Raw genomic sequence first — 20009 nt, forward strand, 5'->3', positions numbered from 1 at the left:
CTTCGATTGCGGAATATTTAGGATGATGACGCATCCGTCTCAACGGGCGGAAGCGGCAAATTCTCCTGCGTGGGCGGAAAGCCCGGCTTGTGCCGTTCCAGCAGCTCAGGCGGCAGGGTGATGAGCCTTGGAGCAGAAGTGTATAGCAGGCCGGCCTCTATCCTGCGGCCGGGAAATATCACCTGAAGCGCAGCGGAATAGGCCGCCATCTGCCGGATATGGGCCAATGGCACCTCTTCGATCCCCAGGGGCGATATGCGGCCGGTCTTGAAATCGACCAGCTGCACGACATCGTCACTGATGCGCAGCCTGTCCACGGTCCCGGCGATCACCGCTTCCCCCACCACGGCGGCGATCGGGGCCTCAGCCAGCGCATCGGCATGGAACAGCGGCGCGAATCGCGGATCTTCAATGATCCGCATGGCCTGTTCGATGACGTCATGCCGCTGCGCCGGATCGCCAAGGCCCTGCTGCGCCAGCCAGTTGCCGGCACGTGCACGGCGGCTGTCCGGCGGCACGTCGGCCAGCCGTTCGAACAGCCGGTGCAGCCAGCGCCCTCGTTCGGCTGCGTCCCGCATGGCCGGGGTCGGCGGCGGATAGGGCACATCATCCTCGATGGCGGCGGAGGGCGCCAGGGGACGTGGCGGCCGGGCCTCCACAGGCGCGCGGCGGCGAAGCCAGTCCGGTTCGACATGCGCTGTCCGGCTTTCGGGAACGCGTTGCTCCGCCGCCTTTGGAGGGAGCATTTCCCTGCCACGCCAGCGGCGGCGCGCGCCCCATAGCGGATCGGCCTCCCACTCCGCCTCCAGCGAAATCAGCGCGCCTTCGACGGCGGCGTACCAGCTTTCGGGCTTGACCTCGCCCTTGGCGCGCGGACCGAGCGAACCGGCGACCACCAGCTTTTCCTCCGCCCGTGTGAGGGCAACGTAGAGCAGACGCCAATGTTCGGCGCGCTCGACGGCACTGGCTTCCTCGGCCAGTTGGCCGATCGCTCCCTGCCGCTCCCCCTTCCGCGGGGCGATGATCGGCAGGCCATTCCACTCCAGCGAATCGGCCCGGTTGCCCGCGTCCGGATCAAGGCAGGCGTCGGCAAGAATGACGATGGGCGCCTGCAATCCCTTCGCCCCATGAACCGTGAGCAGGCGGAGCGAATCCCCCTGCGCGGCCGCGTCGCGCACGATCTCCACCTCTCCCCGGTCGAACCAGTCGATGAAGCGCTGAAGCGAGGGGTGATCATCATTCTCGAAGGCGAGCGCGGCGTTCAGCAATTCCTCTATCGGATCGGCCGCCTCCGAACCCAGTCTTTCGATCAGGCGACGACGGCCATCCATCGGGCCGGACAAGACCTCCTCCAGATAGCGATAAGGGGTGGTGAAGTCCGCCTGCGCCAGCAACTGCCGCAAGGGGTGCAGCAGTACGTCGTCCAGCGTTCCCGCCAGATGCTGCCACAGTCCGACGCGGCGGCCGACAAGGCGGCCCATCAGTTCGTCCTGCGTCCAGCCGACCAGCGGCGATACCAGCAGCGCCGCGAGGTTCAGGTCATCCTCCGGCTGAACCGCGAAGCGCAACGCGGCGAGCAGGTCACGCACGGCAAGCGGCTGGTTCAGGCGAAGGCGGTCAATGCCTGCAACCGCCACCTTCTCTTCATAGAGCCGCGCCACGATCAACCGCGCCAGTTCGGAGCGGCGGCGGACCAGGATCATGATGTCGCCCGCCGTTACCGGGCGGCCCCGGCTCTCCAGCATCAGCCCGTCATCGATCCACTGCCTGATCTGGCGGGCGATGCTCTGGGCCAGGACCCGTTCCTGGTCGGCGGCCCAATCCTCCTCCCCCTCCGCCTCGTCGGACAGCCCGGCGATGACAGGTTTCCAGAGCAGTACTTCGCCGGGAAAGCGGTTGGCGCTGATGTGCTGGACCTCGCCCGGCTCCAGGCCGAAGCGCTCGGCCCGCAGGGTCGCTATGGTGCGGTCGACCACATCCAATATAGCGGGTGTCGAGCGGAAGCTGTGCTGAAGCGAGAGGTCGTGGAACATCTGGCTTGCATCTTCCGCATGGCGTTGGAAGACGATCTGCGCGGCGCGGAAGGCTTCGGGACTGGTGCCTTGAAATCCGAAGATCGCCTGCTTGAAATCACCCACCGTGAAGAGGGTGCGAACCCTGTCGCCCTTCGCGCCTTCGCCCGCGAAAAATTCCGCCGCCAATGCGCCGACAATCTGCCATTGGCTGATATTGGTATCCTGCGCCTCGTCCACCAATATGTGATCGATCCGCTGGTCCAGCTTGTAGCGAATCCAGTCGGCGATGCCGGGCTGGGACAGAAGGCGGGCCGCATTGGCGATCAGGTCGTCGAAATCGACGGCGCCGGCAAGGCGCTTGGCTTCGGCATAGGCTCTTGCGTAGACGCGCCCCGCATGCAACGCCCTGGAGAGCAGCGCGGCATAGGCCGCCCGAACGCGCAGGCCCAGCAGTTCGGAACAGCATTCATGCATCCGCGCAATCGCATCGCCATAACCATCCACTGACGGCGCCCAACCCTTGGCGGTTGAAAGCAGATCGCCATCGGCCTTCGCCCAGACCGCGTGGAGATCGACCAGCCCGGTGGCGCGCGCCGTCGGATCGAGAGCCCGCCAGCGCGCTATCCTGTCGCAGCGTTCGAGCGCGCGTCCCGTGCCCCAATCCGCATTGGCCTGAGCGATCCAGCCGAGCGTCCGCATGTCGAACAGATCGTCCGCGCATCGTTCGGCAATGTGGGCTTCAATGTCTCCTTCAGGCAGGTTCAGTTCCCGCAGCAGCCATGGCGCGATATATTCCGGTAGGGCTTCGAGCGCATCCAGCCGGGCCGCGCAGCGCAGCAGGAAATTTTCCGCGCCGCCCTCCCCCATGCGTAGGCTCAGCGCCTGCAACGCTTCCATCAGGATGTCGTCGCCCTGCTCCTGCGCCACCACCACCATATCGGCCAGGGTCTGGCGCGCCAGCATCGCCTGCTCGCGCTGGTCGAGCGGGCGGAAACCGGGGGGCAGGTCGGCCTCCAGCGGGAAGGTGGTGAGCAATTGTTGGCAGAAGCCGTGGATCGTCTGGATGCGGAGGCCGCCGCCGGTCGATTCCAATACTTCGGCGAACAGGCGGCGGGCGCGGTCGCGGGCTTCCGGTCCCGACTCTTCGCCCAGCGCCTCCAGGTCATGAAAAAGGTCGGCCTCGTCCATGAGCACCCAGGCGGCGAGGCGATCATGGATGCGATCCGCCATTTCCGCGGCACCCGCCTTGGTGAAGGTGAGGCACAGGATATTTTCCGGCCGCACGCCCTGGAGCAGCAGACGGAAAACGCGGGCGGTCAGCACATGGGTCTTGCCCGTGCCGGCCGAAGCGGACAACCACACATGCGCATCAGGTGCGGCGGCCTGCGCCTGCGCACCAGCCAGCGGTTGCAGTGCCCCAGGCTTTCTAGCCATCGTCCCGGCCATACCATTCCTCCAGCCGCATGAGCTGGTCATAATCACCATAGCTGGCGACTTCCGGATTTACCTGGGCGTCGAAGGGCGCCGATCCGTTGAGCCAGGCGGCGGCGATGCCCTCGAACTGGGCATGCACCCCGGACGTGAAGTCGGCGGTGATGATCTTGTCCCGCTTGCCCAGCGGATCGACCGGGCTTTCCCGATAGCCGAAGGCCTCTCCCTTCCTGGCCAGCGACCAATATTCGAAACTCCCGACGACAGGCGCGGCGTCGGTGCCGGGAAAGCCGCCATGTTCCGCGATCAGGCCCAGCAGGCCGAGTTGCAGCGCATAGCCCGCCTTCACCTGCCGCGCGCTGGGCGGCTTGCCGGTCTTGTAATCCACAATGCCCAGCTTGCCGTCCGGCAGCAGGTCGATCCGGTCGGCCTTGCCGGTCAGCGTCACTCCGGCAATCTCCGCCCGGCCTTCGGTCTCGACCGAGAGGATCCTGCGCCCGGCGGCAAGGTCGCTCGCGACTTCAGCGGCGATCCATCTTATGGCTTCGATAAGGCGCGGTTGCCAGAGAGCCCTGAGCAAGGGATGGACATCGGGCCGGTCGAACATCGCCCGGGCCCGCGCCTCCAGATCGGACAGCTTGCCGTTGCCCTCCTCCGCCCATCGCTGAAGGATCTCATGGACGGCTGTCCCGCGCCAGGCGGGGCCGGCATCGGCATCCACCGGGTCGAGCCGCGCCAGGCGCAGGATGCGCTTGGCATAGAAGGCGTAGGGATCAGCCTTCAACCGATCGACATCGGTGACGGGAATGACCTTCGGTCGCACGGACAAAGGCGGCACAGGCGCGGGGCGCGCGGCGGGCCTGTGTTCCTCTGCCCGGTCGATCGCCTGCGCCAATGCGGCATAGCGGCCGGTATTCTTCCATTGCGGCCCGGCCATGGCCTTCAGCCGCAGCCAGAAGCGGGAGGCGACCGCCGGACCGCCCGCCCCGCGACGGGCGCGCGTGATCAGCACCTGCGGCGCGCCCAGGGCGCTGGCGAAGTCATGGGCGGCTAGGCCGATGCGGTTTTCGAGGCCCGGCAGTCCTATTTCCCGACGGATGCGCGGCGCGAGCCATGGATCGGGCGCGGGCAGGCCCGGCCAGGTACCCTCGTTGAGACCGGCCAATATCATGAGGTCGGTCTGCACCAGCCGCGCTTCGATGAGACCGAGGATGCTGATCCGGGGATGGCCACCCTGCGGCGGGCGAACCGACAGGCCGCCCAGAAGATGGTCGAACAGGGCAGGCAGCCCCCGTATGTCGGCCTGACGCGGCCCTTCGCTCGCCGCCTCCTCCATTTCCGCAAAGAGATCGGCGGCGGCGTGACCCTGATGCCCGGCCCAGACCGTATCATGGGAGAGACGACCGGCATGCTCGCGAATTGCCGCCAATTGGCCCGCAAGGTCCGGCGCGGCCATGAAGGCCTGCTCCAGCGGTTCGAGCAGCTCTCGGGCTTCTGCCCACCATAGCCGCGTACGGTCGCGCAAGGCCCGCTGCCGGTCCTCGCCCTCCCGTTCGGCCAGCAACAGGTCGAGCCCATGAATGCCCGCCTGCGGCCTTGGCCCGCGCAGCAACAGGTCAAGCCCGCGCACGCCCTCCAGCCAGGCAAGCCGCCCCTCCCCCCGCATGACGAGCGGATGTTTGAGCAGGGTCAGCAGCGCAACAGGAGCAAAGCGCTCCGCCAGCGCCTCCGCCATCGCGATCAGCAGTGTTCCGGGCGGCAGGCGCGAGAGCGGCTGCCCGGCGGAATCGTCCGCCTCTATGCCCCAGCGGCGCAAATGGGCGGACACGCGGGTCGCCAATTGCCGGTCGGGCGTCACCAGCGCCGCCGTGCGTCCCGGCGTCTCGACCGCCTCGCGCAAGGCAATGGCGATGGCCTGCGCCTCTTCGCCCGGCGTCGCGACCTCCAGCGTCTCGACGCCGGCGAGCAGACGGTCAGCGGTCCTGAGGTCTCGCCAGCGGCTGGTCAGCCGGGGCGGCAGCATGGCGTTTGAGATGTTGCGTCCCCGGACAGCGCGGGCGTCATGCTCGCTGCCCCAGCGCCAGAGCGCCACGTCATCGCGCGTGGCGCTCATCCGGTCGAGCAGGCGTTTCAGCGCATATTGCGGATGGCTCTCAAGCCCACCGGGCCCGATACCGGTTGCGCTGCCGGTCGGGGTATCGGCATCCGATGGACCAATGGCGTTCCAGGCGTCGGCGTCCATCTCCTGATCCAGCCCGGCAAAGACAACCGCCCCCTTGGGCAGCATGGCAATCCGCCGGAGCAGCATGGCCACTGCAGGCGCCGTGGTGGACATTCCCGCCGCAATGACGAAGCCATCGGGCGGCGCCTTGGCCCAGCGCGCCGTCATGCGGTCCAGCAGGCGATTGCGTCGATCCGCGAGGTCGATGCACCCCAATCGCGCCAGTTCCTGCGGCCATTGCGCCAGCAATATGCCGAACAGCCTGAGCGATGTCTGCCAATGCTGCGACAGGTCGTCCGACAGGCCAAGCTCTGCCAGCGCGCGCACGGGGACGCGCTCCACCTGCATCTGGTCGAGGACCGCGCCAAGCGCCTGGGCCAGCTTCAATGCCTGCCCCGCATCGATCGGGTGTGCCGATGCCTGCTGCACCATGCGCGCCAGGATCATCTGGCGGCGCATCGGCGCTATGGCGGGAGGGATCGGGTCATCCTCCCCCAACGGATCGAGCGCGCCACCCACCTGCTCGCCCAGATCGGGATCGCCCAGCGCGACGAGACGCGGCAACAACAGCCCGCCCCCCGATTTACGGACAAAGGCATCGCTCACCGACCGGATGGCGCGATTGTTGGGCAGCAGGATCATCCCCTGCGCCAACCGCACCAGATCATTGCCGTGCCGGGCCAGGATGCCCGTGACCAACGCGTCGGAAAAGGCGCGATGCGCGGGGATATTGAACAATGCGGGGCGGGTGCGTTCACCCATGGGCCAGCATCGACTCCACGATGGGAATGGCCTGCGGCGTGCCGACGTCGAACCAGAGCCCCTGGTGCGAGACACCGTAGAGGCGGCCCGACTCTATCGCGCGGTTCCAGAAGACATTGGTGGAAAAGACATCGGACGGCGGATCGACCAGCAGCGTGGGAGACATGATCTGGACGCCGGTGAAGACAAAGGGCGCGACATGGGCAGTCTTGCGCCGCGTCAGTCGCCCATTCGCGTCCATGTGAAAATCGCCCGGTCCCCGATGGCAATGGGCGCGGGCGAGCGGCACCAGCAGCAGCAGCGCGTCCATTCGATCCGGGTTCCAGATCCTGCGCATCATGCCCAGCGTTTCCTGCGGCCCATCAATCCACAGATTGTCGCTGTTGGCACAGAAAAATGGCGCGTCGCCCAACTGCGCCTTCGCGTGGATCAGCCCGCCGCCCGTCTCCAGCAGCTTCCCGCGTTCGTCCGAAATGGCGATCTGCATGCCTTCATTATGCGCCGCCAGATGCGCTTCGACCGTATCGGCCAGATAATGGACATTGACCACGAGCTTCCGGATGCCGCCAGCCGCCAGCCGGTCCAGTGCATGGTCCATCAGCGGCTTGCCGGCCACCCTGACCAGCGGCTTGGGGCGGGTCGCCGTCAACGGCCGCATGCGCTTGCCCAGTCCGGCCGCCATCAGCATCGCGGTGTCGATCATGCCGGGACATGGTCCTCTAGCGCATGGTGGCGCTTGTCCGGGGGGACGTTCGCGGCGAACCATTCCGCCACGGGCGCCAGCGCCGGATGGGCAAGGTCGCGTTCCAGCAAGTCCCACATGCGCGGCAGATAGGACAGGTAACGCGGCTTCCCATCGCGCTTCCACAGCCGGGTGAATATGCCGATGATCTTCGCGTTGCGCTGCGCGCCCAGCACGGCATAGGCGGTGTCAAAGTCAGCCGGCGGATTGGCGATGGCGCAATAATGGTCCAGCATCGCCGCCTCCAGCGTGGGCGGCACGTCGCGCCGCGCATCCTGCAGCAGCGAGACGAGATCATAGGCCGGGTGCCCCGCAAGGGCATCCTGAAAGTCGAGCAGGCCCAACCCGTGCGATGCCGTCCCGTCGATCAGCATGATATTTTCGGCATGGTAATCACGCAGCACCGTGACCACCGGGCTGGACGATTGCTCGACGATCGGAAGGACCATGTCCCATGCCCGGACATAGCCCTCCTCATCCACCGGCAGGCCGACGGCGGGACAATAATATTGGGTGAGCAACCCGGCCTCCCGTTGATAGACGGCACGGTCATAGGGCGGCACGTCAGCGGCAGGCAGTCGATGAAGCGCGGCGAGCAGGTCCACGGCCCGGCGATACACATCCCGTTCCGCCTCCGGCTGATCCTCGACATGTTCCTTCACGCGCAGATCGCCGAAATCCTCGATCAGGACCAGACCTTCCTCCAGGTCGCGCGCCAGTATCCGGGGCGCTGCGAAGCCATTTTCCGTCAGATGTTCGGCTATCGCGATGAAGGGGCGCGGATCCTCATGCGGCGGCGGCGCATCCATCAGCACGGCGCGGCGCGCGCCGTCGATCACCCGAAAATACCGCCGGAAGGAGGCATCGCCGGCGAGGGGAACGACGGCGGCCTGACCCCACCCCACCTGCGCGAGGAAGGCGGGAGCGGCAACGGGCGGGATCATATCTGTGACCATCGCTCCGTCCAAGCGTCCGGCACGTCCGCTGTCAAGCGCCGAGCGCCGTCGGGTTCCGTGCCGATGTGGAAACGCAGCGCGCCGGGCCAGGCCCCGATGCCCATCCGTTCCGGCCATTCGACGATCAGCAGGCTGTCCATCAGATAGTCGTCAAGCGCCAGTTCCTGCGCCTCCTCCGGCCCGTCCAGCCGGTAGAGATCGACATGGGCGACAGGCAGCCTCACATCGGGAATATCATAGGGCTGGACAATGGCGAAGCTGGGGCTCGGCGCTTCCTCTTCCAACCCCAGTCCTTCCAAAATCCCGCGGGCGAGCGTTGTCTTGCCCGCGCCCAATCCGCCTTCCAGCGCAATGACATCCCCAATGCGGACCAGCGCTGCCAGCCGATGCCCGAACGCCAGCATGTCGGCCTCCGTGGCCAGCAGGATACCGGCTTCAGCCACGGGGCAGCTCGATCACGACCATCGTTCCCTGCCCCGGCTCCGACACCAGTTGCAACGTGCCGCCATGGGCCTCTGCCAATTGTTTGGCGAGCGGAAGGCCGATCCCCGCCTTGCCGCCGTTGCGCGCCTGTTCGGTCCGGGAAGACGCGTCGAAGATCGTTGCCTGCCGCTTGATGCTGATGCCCGGACCATTGTCGGATACGACAAGGCGCGCCTTGTCATTGCCGCCATCGCCGTGCAGCAGCACGCGCCCCCCCCGGGCGCAATAACGCACTGCATTTTCCAGAAGATGATCCAGCACCTGGCCGATCCTTCGCTTGTCGCCCTGCACGGTGCCCAGGCTGGACTGGAGCGACGTGGCAAGGTCGATCCCCTTGGCCGTCGCATCGCCCTTGATCCGCGCGACAGCGTCGCGCGCTTCCGCCGCAAGATCCACCGTCGCCTTTTCGATGGGCAGCATCCCCGCCTCGCCCTGCGTCAGGTCAAGCACATTGTCGATCAGCATGGAGAGGCGACTGGTGCTTTGCAGGATGCCATCGACATAGTCCTTGGCGGAATCGCTCAGTTCGCCCGCATAGCCCGCACTCATCATCTCCGCGAAACCAGCGATGGTGGTGAGCGGCGTGCGCAATTCATAGCTCATATTGGTGACGAAGGCTGTCTTCACCTTGTCCGCCTGCTCCAGCGCGTCATTGCGGTCGCGGAGCACCTGTTCCACCCGGCGGCTGTCGGTGACGTCGAGCATGGTGAACAGCGCATTGCCGTCGGGCAGCGGGATCGCCGCGAATTCGAAGATGCGCCCATCCGCAAAACCGACATGGCCGACGCGCTGCTTGCGCTCCACCGTGGCGGCGCGCACCAGTTCGCGGACAAGGTTCGCCTGCTGCGGCTTGGCTAGGCGCGACTGGACGGCGCGCATCAGTTCGTCGATCCGAGGATGTTTGGCCAGCAAATCCTCCGGCACCTCCCAGATCGACCGGAAACGACTGTTCCAAAGGTGCAGTCGTCCGTCCGAGGAAAAGACCCCGATCGATTCGAACAGATTGTCGAAAGTCGCTGTACGGACGCGCAGCAGAGTGTCGCGGGCGCTCGACAACTGAACCTGCTCTGTCCGATCCTCGAATATCAGCAGCAGACCGCCATCGGGCAAAGGCTGCCCATAGACGCGCAAATGGGTGCCGTCCGCCAGCAGCCAGTTTTCCTCTCGCGGATCGGGGGAGAGGAACCAGTCGCGCCGTTCCGCGCGCCAGGCCGGAAAATCCCTGTTCTCGGGCAGCCGCCGTGCTTCCCGCATCTGGTCCAGTACCCGCTCGAACGGCGGATTGTCGGCCAGCCGTTCCTGATCCAGTCCGAACAGACTCATGAAGGGCTGGTTCCAGAAGCGCAGCGCACGATCGGACCCGAAGCGCGCCACCCCTGCGGACAGCCGGTCCAGCAGGTCGCGCTGCGCCGCCTCCAGCCGCCGATGTTCGACGCGGGCCTGCTCCAGCTCATTCTGGTCCATGGCAAAGCCCGCGACGCCCGCCGCGCCGAGCGGAACGTCGACCACCCGCATCGTCCGCCTTTCGCCGTCGATAGTCGCGGGGACCAGACGTTCGACCGGCGCGCCGTCGGCCAGGGTCTGCGCTGCGGCAGCCTGCGGCGTGACGCCGCCCACCGTCTCCACCAGTTCAGTGCCGTTGGCGATGACCTCCCGCGCGCTTTCACCGTCCACTGCCCGGACATAGGCCGTGTTGACCAGGCTGAGCCGCATGTCGGCGGCGCGATGCCACATGGGAAAGGGCGCCGCCTCGACCAGCCCCGCCAGCGCCTCCAGCGCCTCGCGAAGCTGCTCCACCTTGCCCTTCAGCGCCTGGATCTCCGCCTGGCTGTCGGTCGCGTCGAAGATCCACAGGACGACGCCGCCGCTTTCGGCCAGCACCGGCCCGGCAGGCGCACCGCGGACCAGCAGCAGGCGCGACGAATCGGCGCCCTTCACCGGCAGTGCAAAGCTGCGCCCGGCACGCTGGGCCGCAGCGATCTCCTGCGCCAGGGCGGCCGCATCACCGGGTTCCAGACCGCCGTCCGGCGCGGTGAATTCGGAAACGAAAGTGGGCACCCTATCCTTGCCCAGCCATTTGGCGAGCCGGTCGGCCGCCTCCAGCCGCCCATCCGGGTGGATGACGATGGGCGCGGCCGGCGCCGAAGCGAGCAGGACAGACAGCCTGTCGAGCTTTCCCTGCGCCTGCATGCCTTCGCGGCGCCGACGCTGACCACTGGACAGAGCCCAGACCGCAGCACCCAGCCACAAGGCCAGCACGACGCCCAGGATCACGCCGGAAAGAGGGGTCAACGCCATTAGACCTGCTTCACCCTCATTGCCTGATATCTGCCCTGTCCATTGTTCTGAGGGGACTAACCCAAGTCCGATGCAGCGTGAAGCACCGAGATGGAAAGAATCGCGCTTTGCGCCGCGCCGTGCCTACGAGCCCGACGGAAGCGCCCTCGCCCAGCCCGGAACACCCCGCCCAACGCCTCTCAAGCACGTCACCGGGCACAAAAAAAGGCCGATCCAAAAAGGACCGGCCGGAAAGTTTTAGGAGAGGATGCCTGAAAGGCCTTTCCTATGTGCAGTGCAGCACATTATTTTGCAAGTGCGAAAATGAAGCCCGTCATTGCAATGATTGCAATCCCTTGATCATCTCCGCACCGCATGGCGAAAATCAGCGCGTCAGCTTCTTATATGCGAGGCGCGTGGGACGGTCCGCCGCATCGCCCAGACGGCGGCGCTTGTCCTCTTCATACATTTCGAAATTGCCCTCGAACCATTCAACATGGCTGTCGCCTTCGAAGGCCAGGATATGAGTCGCCAGGCGGTCCAGGAAGAAGCGATCGTGGCTGATCACCACGGCGCATCCCGCGAAATTCTCGATGGCTTCCTCCAGCGCCGCCAGCGTTTCCACGTCAAGGTCGTTGGTCGGTTCGTCGAGCAGCAGCACGTTGCCGCCCTTTTTCAGCATCTTGGCGATGTGCACGCGATTGCGCTCACCGCCGGACAGCTTGCCGACATTCTTTTGCTGGTCCTGCCCCTTGAAGTTGAAGGCGCCGACATAGGCGCGCGTCGACATGTCGTGGCCGTTCACCTTCACATAATCGAGCCCGTCCGACACTTCCTCCCAGACATTTTTCGACGCATCGAGGTGATCGCGGCTCTGGTCGACATAGCCCAGGCGCACGGTCGAACCGATGTCGATTTCGCCCGAATCGGGCTGTTCCTGTCCGGTGATCAGCTTGAACAGGGTCGACTTGCCCGCGCCGTTCGGCCCGATCACGCCGACAATGCCGCCCGGCGGCAGCATGAAGGAGAGGTTTTCGAACAGCAGCTTGTCGCCATAAGCCTTGCTGATGTTCTTCGCCTCGATCACCTTGCCGCCCAGGCGCTCCGGCACCTGGATGACGATCTGGGCCTTGCCGGGGGTACGGTTCTCCTGGCTGGCGACCAGTTCCTCGAACTTCTTGATACGCGCCTTGGACTTGGTCTGGCGCCCCTTGGTGCCGGCCCTGATCCATTCCAGTTCGTCGTTGATCGCCTTCTGGCGACCTGTCGCTTCCCGGTCTTCCTGTTCCAGACGCTTGGACTTCTTCTCCAGATAGGTGGAGTAGTTGCCTTCGTAGGGGAAATATTTGCCGCGATCGAGCTCCAGGATCCAGCCGACCACATTGTCCAGGAAGTAGCGGTCGTGGGTGATCATCAGCACCGCGCCGGCATATTCCTTCAGGTGATTTTCCAGCCATTCGACGCTCTCGGCATCAAGGTGGTTGGTCGGTTCGTCGAGCAGCAGGATGTCCGGCTTCTGGATCAGCAGGCGGGTCAGCGCGATGCGGCGCTTTTCACCGCCCGACAGGCTGTCGACCGGCCAGTCCGAAGGCGGGCAGCGCAGCGCTTCCATCGCGATCTCCAACTGGTTGTCGAGCGTCCAGCCGTCGACCGCGTCGATCTGTTCCTGCAACGTGCCCATTTCCTCCATCAGCGCGTCGAAATCGACGTCCTCCGGCGGATCGGCCATGATCATGCTGATCTCGTTGAAACGGTCCAGCTTGTCGGCGACTTCCCGCGCGCCGTCCTTGACGTTTTCCAGCACCGTCTTGCTGGGGTCGAGCTGCGGCTCCTGCGGCAGGTAACCGACAGTGATATTCTCGCCAGGCCAAGCCTCGCCGCTGAAATCAGTGTCGATGCCGGCCATGATCTTCATCAGCGTCGACTTGCCCGCGCCGTTGGGGCCGACGATGCCGATCTTCGCCCCGCGATAGAATTGCAGGTTGATCTGGTTGAGCACCGGCTTGGCGGCGCCGGGAAAGCTCTTGGTCATGCTCTTCATGACGAAGGCGTATTGGGAGGAGGCAGACATGGCTTGAAGCAGCTCCGAAGGAATTATGTGAAAATTTGCGGCGGAGTTAGCGGAGGCAGAACGCGTTGGCAAATGGGGGATGCCCCGCTAAGCCTGATCCATGCATAAAATCCGATCGGGCACGCTGGCCGCCCTTATCCTGGGCGGCATCCTTACACCCTCCCCGCTCCTTGCCGCCTCCGGTGCCGATGCGATTCGAACCGCTGCCCTGGCGGACGAGATCGCAATGGACTTCACCGAAGGCCTGACCACGGAGGTCGGCCCCCGCCCCGCCGGTACGCCCCAGGAGGCGCGGGCGCGCGATTGGGCCGTGGCGAAGCTTAAAAGCCTGGGCTTCTCGAACGTCCGCGCAGAGCCCTACACCATGCCGGTATGGCTGCGTGGACATGACGAAGCCCGGGTGATCGCGCCCTTCCCCCAAGCCCTGGTCCTCGCCGCCCTGGGCAACAGCGCGTCGACCCCGGACAAGGGGATTGAGGGCGACATCGCCTATTTCCCGACGCTCGCCGATCTGGAGGCGGTTCCTGACGGCAGCCTCAAAGGCAAGATCGCCTTTGTCAGTCATGCGATGCATGCGACGCAGGACGGCAGTTCCTATGGCTATTTCGGCGCAACCCGTCGGCAGGGGCCCAGCGTCGCCTCCAAAAAGGGCGCCATCGCCATCCTGATCCGATCGATCGGCACCGACAATCACCGCCAGCCGCATAGCGGCGTCCAGATGTGGGCGGACGGCGTAAAGCCCATCCCCGCCGCCGCGCTCAGCGTGCCGGATGCGGACCAACTCGTCCGGATCGTCTCGCGGGGACAGGCCGTGCGGCTTCATCTCACGCTCACCTCGAAGATGCTCAAGGACCAGCCCTCGGGCAATGTCCTCGCTGAAATTCCCGGCAGCGATCCAAAGGCCGGCATCGTCGTCGCCGCATGTCATCTCGACAGCTGGGACCAGGGAACGGGGGCAATCGACGATGGCGCGGGCTGCGGCATCGTCGCGGCGGCCGCGCTCCAGGCGAGCAAGACAGGACCGCTCCGCCGCACCATCCGCGTACTGATGGCCGGCGCAGAGGAAGTGGGCGGAAATGGCGGGCGCGCCTATTTCGACGCGCATGGCAAGGAAGCGCATGCCATGGCGATGGAATCGGATTTCGGCGCGGACCGCGTGTGGCGCGTGGATTTCAAGCTGCCGCAGGGTCAGGACGCGCTTGCCCGCCGTGTCATCGCCGGACTGGCTCCGCTCGGCATCGGCGCCAGCCGGTTGCCCGCTGGCGGCGGCTCCGACATCGAACCGCTGGTGAAGGCGGGCGTTCCCGTGATCGACCTCCAGCAGGACGGCACCCGCTATTTCGACATCCATCACACACCGGACGACACGTTGGACAAGATCGACCCGGCGCAGCTTCGGCAGAATGTCGCGGCATGGGCAGTTGCACTTTTCGAAATCGCAAATGCGCCGGAATCGCTAGGAAGTAACTGAACTTTTATTGTAGACAACACCCTGTCGCGTGATTCTGTCGCTTCACCGACGCAGAAAAGCATTGATTTGTGCAGCGCACACGTTAATGCGGGTCGCTCGCGTAGGTCACGTTTTTTGGCGTGACGACGCGGCAAAATGCTATGGGAGCCGTACACAATGAAGAAGATCGCTGTTGTTTTCGCTTCGGCCGGCCTGATGGCCCTCGCCGCTTGCGGTGAGAAGCCGGCCAACGAGACCGCGAACGCTTCGAACGCTGTTGTTGAGAACGTTGTCGAAAACGCCACCAACGCTGCTGACAACGCCGCGAATGCCGCTGACAACGCCGCCAACGCTGCGAACGTCGCTGGCAACGCCGCCAACGCCAAATAATCTTCGCTTCCGCGAGATTTTCGAAAGGGCGGATCGTCTTGGCGATCCGCCCTTTTTCTATGCCAACGGAAATGAAGGCAAAAGCGCGATTGACGGGCGGCCTGCTTCACCGCTAAGGCCCGCGGGCGCCGGGGAGTAGCGCAGTCTGGTAGCGCGCCTGCTTTGGGAGCAGGATGTCGCAGGTTCGAATCCTGTCTCCCCGACCATTACCCGAATATATTGTGGATGCCGGTCATGCCGGTTGTTCAGTTCAATGGAACAGAAGCCACAGGACGATGATGACGGGAATGGGCACGCCCAGCAGCCACAGCAGAATGCCCTTGCCCATATAGTCGGTCCTCCGTCGTCTGGCTTTGCATGCTGAACGACAGGGGAAGCTCCGAAGTTCCCGTTCCTAAAGGCACGCCGTTCTGGCAGCGCGCCGGCTTATCCTTGCGTCCGGTGCCGGAACAGCCGACCGCCCGGAACAGCCGCCTGCGAAGCAAAAACCATCGCTGCCAACCCTGGGTCGGCAGCGATGGCTCATGATACCGGCATTCACGCCGGACAGGCGATTTCAGAGCGCGTAGTCGATCTGCGCCCAGAACTTCCTGGTGTCGGCATCGCCGGCATAGCTGGCGATCCCCTTGCGATCATATTCGGCATATTTGACGAGCGCGCTCAAATGCTTGTTCAGCTTCAGCGTTATCTGCGCATTATATTCGTCGCCATAATGGATCGACAGCCGGTCGCTGCTGAAATGATGGTAGATGAAGGAGGCGACGAGCGGCCCGGCCTTGCCGACCTTCGGCACGGTATAGGCGATGCCGGCATAATAATCCTGAAGGCCGGTGCCTGGTGTCGCCAGGAACTTGTCGGCCCAGCCGTTGAACTTGTGCAGCGTCGCGAAGGGCGTCTGAAAGGCAAAGCCGCCCGCGATACCGGTCGCGCCCGCATCCGATCCCAACAGTTCATAGCCGGCCGTCAGTTTGAACGCCGCAACATCCAACCCCAGTTCCGCCGTGGCATAGTCCGCCGAATAGTCGACCGGATTGGTCGCATAGTTGCTCTGCCGTGCATAGCTGGCGAGGTAGCTGAGCTTCACCTTCTTCGTCAGCGGCTGCGCGCCCATGAAGCGGACGCCATATGTCTGGCTGCTGTTGCGCCTCAGCGCGGCCACGGCCTCATCCTCGTCCACCAGATAGGCAAAGCCGGTCAGCGTCCCCAGCTTGGTCTTGTAGGAGATGTTCGCGAAAATATCGTCGCCGTCGATCTGCGTCGGCCGGTTGACGGAGCCGAACTTGCCCCCGTCAATGCCCCAGATGGTGCGCGCCGAAATGGCGTAGCTCAGGTCGATCTTCAGGTTTTTCACGCCCATATATTCGACGCGCACGGCATCGAATGTCTGCTCATTCTGCCGCCATGCGACGGAGCCGACGAAACGCTGGTCGTCCAGGTTGATCCGCTGGCGCCCCACGGTCACGATCAGCGGCTTGGTGCGATACTGGATCTGCACCCGGTTGGCCTCGACATTTTCCGGATCGGGGACGATGGGGTAGAGCGTCTTGCCGTTGACGCCGCTGTTATAATCCTCATCGATCGCCAGCGTGCCTTCCCCTTCGACCAGCAGCGCCCAGGGGCCCTTCGAAATCTCGCCCCCCGCACGCAGTCGCATTGTCACGGCATTGGCGTCCCGGCTGCTGCTGAGCGGCGCCGGGCCGGCCTGATCGACCGTCTCATAGCGCAGGCGCGCTTCCACGATCGGTTTGAACACGACCTCCTGCGCCTGCGCTGCGGCCGCGGACAGACCGATTATCGGTGCCGACGCCGACAACAGGAAATAAACCTTCTTCATAAATCCCCCTTCATTTGCTCCCGATGGCTATTCTGGGCCATTTCAGGGCAGCCTCTCCAAACCCGATTGTTCCTTTGATTTCAGGCCGCGAGCGTCGCCGGATTGCGATAGCGCTCATGCAGGAAGTGGATTACTGCCGAACGCGCTTCGGCATATTCGACGGTATCTATGGCCTCCAGCCGGTTCCGGGGACGCGCCAGCGACACCGTGAGATCCTCACCGATGCGGGCGGCCGGGCCGTTGGTCATCATGACGACCCTGTCCGCCAGCAAGACCGCCTCATCGACATCATGGGTGATCATCAACACGGTATTGTTCAGCCGCGCCTGCAAATTCATCACCACATCCTGCAACGCTGCCCGCGTCAGCGCGTCCAGCGCGCCGAACGGTTCGTCCATCAGCAGCACGCGCGGGTTCATTGCGATGGCGCGGGCGATGCCGACGCGCTGCTTCATGCCGCCGGACAGTTCGCCGGGGCGCTTGCCCGCCGCGTGGGCCATCTGGACCAGTTCCAGATTATGGATCACCCAATCCTTGCGCTCGGCCTTGCTCTTGCCGCCCGCCGTCTTGTCGACCGCCAGGCGCACATTCTCCTCGACCGTGAGCCACGGCAGCAGGCTGTGGTCCTGGAAGACCACCGCGCGATCCGGCCCGGGCACATCGACCAGTTCGCCGTCGAGGAAGATCGCGCCTCGCGTTGGTTTGACCAGCCCCGCCACGGCGTTGAGCAAGGTCGACTTGCCGCAGCCCGAATGGCCGATCAGGGCGACGAACTGTCCCTTGTCCACCTCCAGGTCGATCCCGTCGAGCGCGCAGAAGCGCCCCGCCCTGGTCGGAAATTCGACGCTGATGCCCTCTAGTGCGAGATAACTGCGCTGTTTCATGCCAATCCCCCTTTTCAGCCGGCGCGGCCGATGATGCGGCCCGCAAGCGCGACCATCCGGTCGAGCGCGAAGCCCACCATGCCGATCCAGATCAGCGCGACGATGGTGTCGGTGAGGAGCGAGCTGTTGTAGCTGTCCCAGATGAAGAAGCCCACGCCAGTGCCGCCCTGCACCATTTCCGCAGCAACGATGGCGAGCCAGCTCATGCCGACGCCGATCCGCAGGCCGGTGAACATGTGCGGCACGGTGGCGGGCAGCATGATGCGGGCGAAATATTCGACCGGATTGAGCGCCAGTACCTTGGCCACGTTGCGATAGGCCGCCGGAATGGTCTGCACCCCCACCGCCGTGTTCAGGATGATCGGCCAGATCGCGGTGATGAAGATCAGGAAGATCGCGGACGGCTGCGCCTGCTGGAAAATGGCAAGGCTGATCGGCAGCCAGGCCAGCGGCGGCACGGTGCGCAGCACCTGGAACAGCGGGTCGAGCGCTCGGAAGGCAAACACGCTCTGTCCGATCAATATGCCCAGCGCTACGCCGATCACCGCCGCGATGCTGTAGCCGATCAGCACGCGGCCGAGGCTGGTCAGCACATGGCCGGCAATGCCGACATCGCCGCCGTCCTGGATGCTGAGATGGGTAAGGCCGATCTCCACGCCCTTGAACGGGTGAACGATGACGTCATGGCTCTCCTGCCAGACCTTGAGCGGACTGGGAAAAGTCGCATCCAGCGATCCGCAGAGCAATTGCCAGAAGGCCAGCAGCGCGCCGACCATCAGCAGCGTCGGCGTGACGTTTGCGGCGACTGACCTGAGGCTGCGGATCAATGGATGAACCGGCGCCGCAACGGGTTCGAAGCTCCGGCGCGCAATGGCTTCCTCGGGATAGGGCAGGATGACCCCCAATTCGGTGGCGGACCCGCCGGTCGAAGCCGACGGTCCATTGGTCTTGCCGGGCGATGGCGATGCCATGCTGATCTCCTTCATCAGGCGCGCTTGATCGCCAGGCTGGCGAGGTAGGCCTTGGGGTTGGCGGGGTCGAAGGTCTTGCCGTCGAAGAACTTCTCGACGCCCCGGCTGTCGCTGGCCGGGCCCTTGCCGCCCAGCATGGCCGCTGCCTTCCGCCAGATGTCGGATCGGTTGACCTTTCCGATCACCCCCTTGGTGTCGAGGGACACGGGCAACTTCCCCCAGCGCTGGTTTTCGGTGAGGAACCACAGATCGTGGCTCTTGTACGGGAAGGAGGCATAGCCCGCGAAGAACTTCATCTTGAAGGCCGCGTTCGGGAATTTGCGTCCATCCCCCATGTTGAAATTGCCCTGCAGGCGGTCGGCAATGTCGGTGATCGGGCACTTCAGATAATCGCGCCCGGCAATCGTTCCGGCAAGGCGCGTGATGTTGCCGGGATTGTCCGCCCAACGTTGCGCCTCGATGATCGCCGCCGTGATCGCGACGGCGGCCCTGGGATATTTCGCGACCCAGTCGGACCGCATGGCGAAGCTCTTTTCCGGGTGGTTCATCCACATCTGCCCGGTCGAAACCGCCGTGTAGCCCAGTTGCTGCGCGACGAGCTGGTCGTTCCACGGCTCACCCACGCAGAAGGCGTCCATCGTGTCCGCCTTCATGTTAGCGACCATCTGCGGCGGCGGCACGGTGATCAGCTCGACATCCTTGTCAGGATCGATCCCTCCGGCCGCCAGCCAATAGCGCAGCCACAGGTCATGAGTGCCGCCTGGGAAGGTCATGGCCATGGTGATCTTCTTTCCCGCCGCCTTGCGCTGCGCGATCACGCCCTTCATCTTGCCGGCGTTCTGGTCCGCCTTGGCGCCCAGATATTCCTTGGAAACGGAAATCGCCTGGCCGTTGACGTTGAGGCGGGCGAGGATGCTCATCGGCGTCGCCTTGCCGATTGCGCCCAGCGTCAACAGATAGGGCATGGGCGTCAGGATATGCGCCCCGTCGATGCCGCCGGCGGCGGAACCCAGAACCAGATTGTCACGCGTCGCGCCCCAACTCGCCTGCTTCGCCACCTGCACGTCAGGCATGCCATATTTGGCGAAGAAGCCCAGCTCCTTGGCGATGATCAGCGGCGCAGCATCGGTCAGCGCGATGAAGCCCAGCTTGGCGCCGGTGACTTCCGGTCCCGCACCTGCGGCGAAAGCCCCTGATGGAAAGGCCTGCTGCACAGCAGCAAGCACCGCCGCCGTTCCGCTGGTCTTCAGCAGCCCACGGCGACTGACGCCATCCTGATTATCCCCCTCTGCCATTCCCCAATGTCCTTTCCTTGTTGATCGTGATCGCTGGAGGCGGCACGCGACTGGTCATCGCCGGAAAAGATCCAGCGCACGAAAATCGATGTCGAAAGCCGCCCCGCAGCACCTATGCCGCCGGTGAAAAACCAATAAAAAAGCCGCCGGAACGAAGGTCATCTGACCCTGTCCAGGCGGCATCATTGCCATGTCGGTTTTTCAGAAACCGGGCAGAATCCCAGCCG

The 20009-nt window shown here is 64.7% G+C and carries 13 protein-coding genes and 1 tRNA gene; 3 read left to right on the forward strand and 11 right to left on the reverse strand.

Going from position 1 to position 20009, the window contains the following annotated elements:
* Positions 1-17 precede the first annotated feature (17 nt).
* The 7 genes from addA to ettA all read right to left on the reverse strand — a co-directional run bounded on the left by addA (position 18) and on the right by ettA (position 12958).
* Positions 18-3461: a double-strand break repair helicase AddA gene (gene addA, locus MRBLMA1_RS02715; RefSeq protein WP_363734871.1), complete on the reverse strand. Its 3444-nt coding sequence runs from the start codon at positions 3459-3461 to the stop codon at positions 18-20.
* Positions 3442-6429, reverse strand: a complete 2988-nt coding sequence (gene addB, locus MRBLMA1_RS02720) for a double-strand break repair protein AddB (protein ID WP_363734872.1) — start codon at positions 6427-6429, stop codon at positions 3442-3444. The genes addA and addB overlap by 20 nt, the downstream gene beginning before the upstream one ends.
* The gene (locus tag MRBLMA1_RS02725) at positions 6422-7132 is read right to left on the reverse strand and encodes a nucleotidyltransferase family protein (protein ID WP_363734874.1); all 711 of its coding nucleotides are present in this window, start codon (positions 7130-7132) and stop codon (positions 6422-6424) included. The genes addB and MRBLMA1_RS02725 overlap by 8 nt, the downstream gene beginning before the upstream one ends.
* Entirely contained in the window at positions 7129-8115 is a 987-nt protein-coding gene (locus tag MRBLMA1_RS02730; protein ID WP_363734875.1) for an aminoglycoside phosphotransferase family protein, read from the reverse strand. The genes MRBLMA1_RS02725 and MRBLMA1_RS02730 overlap by 4 nt, the downstream gene beginning before the upstream one ends.
* Positions 8112-8570 carry a tRNA (adenosine(37)-N6)-threonylcarbamoyltransferase complex ATPase subunit type 1 TsaE gene (gene tsaE, locus MRBLMA1_RS02735; protein ID WP_363734876.1) on the reverse strand — a complete coding sequence of 153 codons (459 nt, stop codon included), beginning with the start codon at positions 8568-8570 and terminating at the stop codon, positions 8112-8114. Before tsaE ends, MRBLMA1_RS02730 begins: the two co-directional genes overlap by 4 nt.
* Positions 8563-10908, reverse strand: a complete 2346-nt coding sequence (locus tag MRBLMA1_RS02740; RefSeq protein WP_363734878.1) for a sensor histidine kinase — start codon at positions 10906-10908, stop codon at positions 8563-8565. Before MRBLMA1_RS02740 ends, tsaE begins: the two co-directional genes overlap by 8 nt.
* A gap of 364 nt (positions 10909-11272) precedes the next feature.
* Positions 11273-12958, reverse strand: a complete 1686-nt coding sequence (gene ettA, locus MRBLMA1_RS02745) for an energy-dependent translational throttle protein EttA (RefSeq protein WP_363734879.1) — start codon at positions 12956-12958, stop codon at positions 11273-11275.
* Between the two features lie 100 nt (positions 12959-13058).
* On the opposite strand from ettA, the gene MRBLMA1_RS02750 reads away from it, so the two are divergent.
* The 3 genes from MRBLMA1_RS02750 (at position 13059) to MRBLMA1_RS02760 (ending at position 15004) form a co-directional block, all read left to right on the forward strand.
* Positions 13059-14429, forward strand: a complete 1371-nt coding sequence (locus tag MRBLMA1_RS02750; RefSeq protein ID WP_363734880.1) for a M28 family peptidase — start codon at positions 13059-13061, stop codon at positions 14427-14429.
* Between the two features lie 156 nt (positions 14430-14585).
* Complete coding sequence (locus tag MRBLMA1_RS02755) at positions 14586-14798, forward strand: hypothetical protein (protein ID WP_133654171.1); 213 nt, start codon at positions 14586-14588, stop codon at positions 14796-14798.
* A 129-nt stretch (positions 14799-14927) separates the two neighbouring features.
* Positions 14928-15004: transfer RNA gene (locus tag MRBLMA1_RS02760), tRNA-Pro, on the forward strand.
* 350 nt (positions 15005-15354) lie between these two features.
* On the opposite strand, the gene MRBLMA1_RS02765 is transcribed toward MRBLMA1_RS02760, so the two are convergent.
* The 4 genes from MRBLMA1_RS02765 to MRBLMA1_RS02780 all read right to left on the reverse strand — a co-directional run bounded on the left by MRBLMA1_RS02765 (position 15355) and on the right by MRBLMA1_RS02780 (position 19782).
* Positions 15355-16632, reverse strand: coding sequence for an alginate export family protein (locus tag MRBLMA1_RS02765; RefSeq protein ID WP_363734881.1), 1278 nt, complete (start codon positions 16630-16632; stop codon positions 15355-15357).
* A gap of 80 nt (positions 16633-16712) precedes the next feature.
* Positions 16713-17516, reverse strand: a complete 804-nt coding sequence (locus MRBLMA1_RS02770; RefSeq protein WP_363734882.1) for an ABC transporter ATP-binding protein — start codon at positions 17514-17516, stop codon at positions 16713-16715.
* 14 nt (positions 17517-17530) lie between these two features.
* A complete protein-coding gene (gene ntrB, locus MRBLMA1_RS02775) occupies positions 17531-18487 on the reverse strand; it encodes a nitrate ABC transporter permease (RefSeq protein ID WP_363734883.1) in 957 nt (318 codons plus the stop codon).
* A gap of 14 nt (positions 18488-18501) precedes the next feature.
* Positions 18502-19782 carry a CmpA/NrtA family ABC transporter substrate-binding protein gene (locus MRBLMA1_RS02780; protein ID WP_363734885.1) on the reverse strand — a complete coding sequence of 427 codons (1281 nt, stop codon included), beginning with the start codon at positions 19780-19782 and terminating at the stop codon, positions 18502-18504.
* Positions 19783-20009: the final 227 nt, after the last annotated feature.

The organism is Sphingobium sp. LMA1-1-1.1 (assembly GCF_040676365.1).
Taxonomy (GTDB): domain Bacteria; phylum Pseudomonadota; class Alphaproteobacteria; order Sphingomonadales; family Sphingomonadaceae; genus Sphingobium.

Bases quoted from the DNA above. Each gene is read 5' to 3' on its own strand.
- MRBLMA1_RS02770 (WP_363734882.1), bottom strand. From the start codon at position 17,516: ATGAAACAGCGCAGTTATCTCGCACTAGAGGGCATCAGCGTCGAATTT.
- MRBLMA1_RS02730 (WP_363734875.1), bottom strand. From the start codon at position 8,115: ATGATCCCGCCCGTTGCCGCTCCCGCCTTCCTCGCGCAGGTGGGGTGG.
- MRBLMA1_RS02725 (WP_363734874.1), bottom strand. From the start codon at position 7,132: ATGATCGACACCGCGATGCTGATGGCGGCCGGACTGGGCAAGCGCATG.
- ettA (WP_363734879.1), bottom strand. From the start codon at position 12,958: ATGTCTGCCTCCTCCCAATACGCCTTCGTCATGAAGAGCATGACCAAG.
- MRBLMA1_RS02780 (WP_363734885.1), bottom strand. From the start codon at position 19,782: ATGGCAGAGGGGGATAATCAGGATGGCGTCAGTCGCCGTGGGCTGCTG.
- MRBLMA1_RS02755 (WP_133654171.1), top strand. From the start codon at position 14,586: ATGAAGAAGATCGCTGTTGTTTTCGCTTCGGCCGGCCTGATGGCCCTC.
- MRBLMA1_RS02765 (WP_363734881.1), bottom strand. From the start codon at position 16,632: ATGAAGAAGGTTTATTTCCTGTTGTCGGCGTCGGCACCGATAATCGGT.
- ntrB (WP_363734883.1), bottom strand. From the start codon at position 18,487: ATGGCATCGCCATCGCCCGGCAAGACCAATGGACCGTCGGCTTCGACC.
- addA (WP_363734871.1), bottom strand. From the start codon at position 3,461: ATGGCCGGGACGATGGCTAGAAAGCCTGGGGCACTGCAACCGCTGGCT.
- addB (WP_363734872.1), bottom strand. From the start codon at position 6,429: ATGGGTGAACGCACCCGCCCCGCATTGTTCAATATCCCCGCGCATCGC.
- MRBLMA1_RS02740 (WP_363734878.1), bottom strand. From the start codon at position 10,908: ATGGCGTTGACCCCTCTTTCCGGCGTGATCCTGGGCGTCGTGCTGGCC.
- MRBLMA1_RS02750 (WP_363734880.1), top strand. From the start codon at position 13,059: ATGCATAAAATCCGATCGGGCACGCTGGCCGCCCTTATCCTGGGCGGC.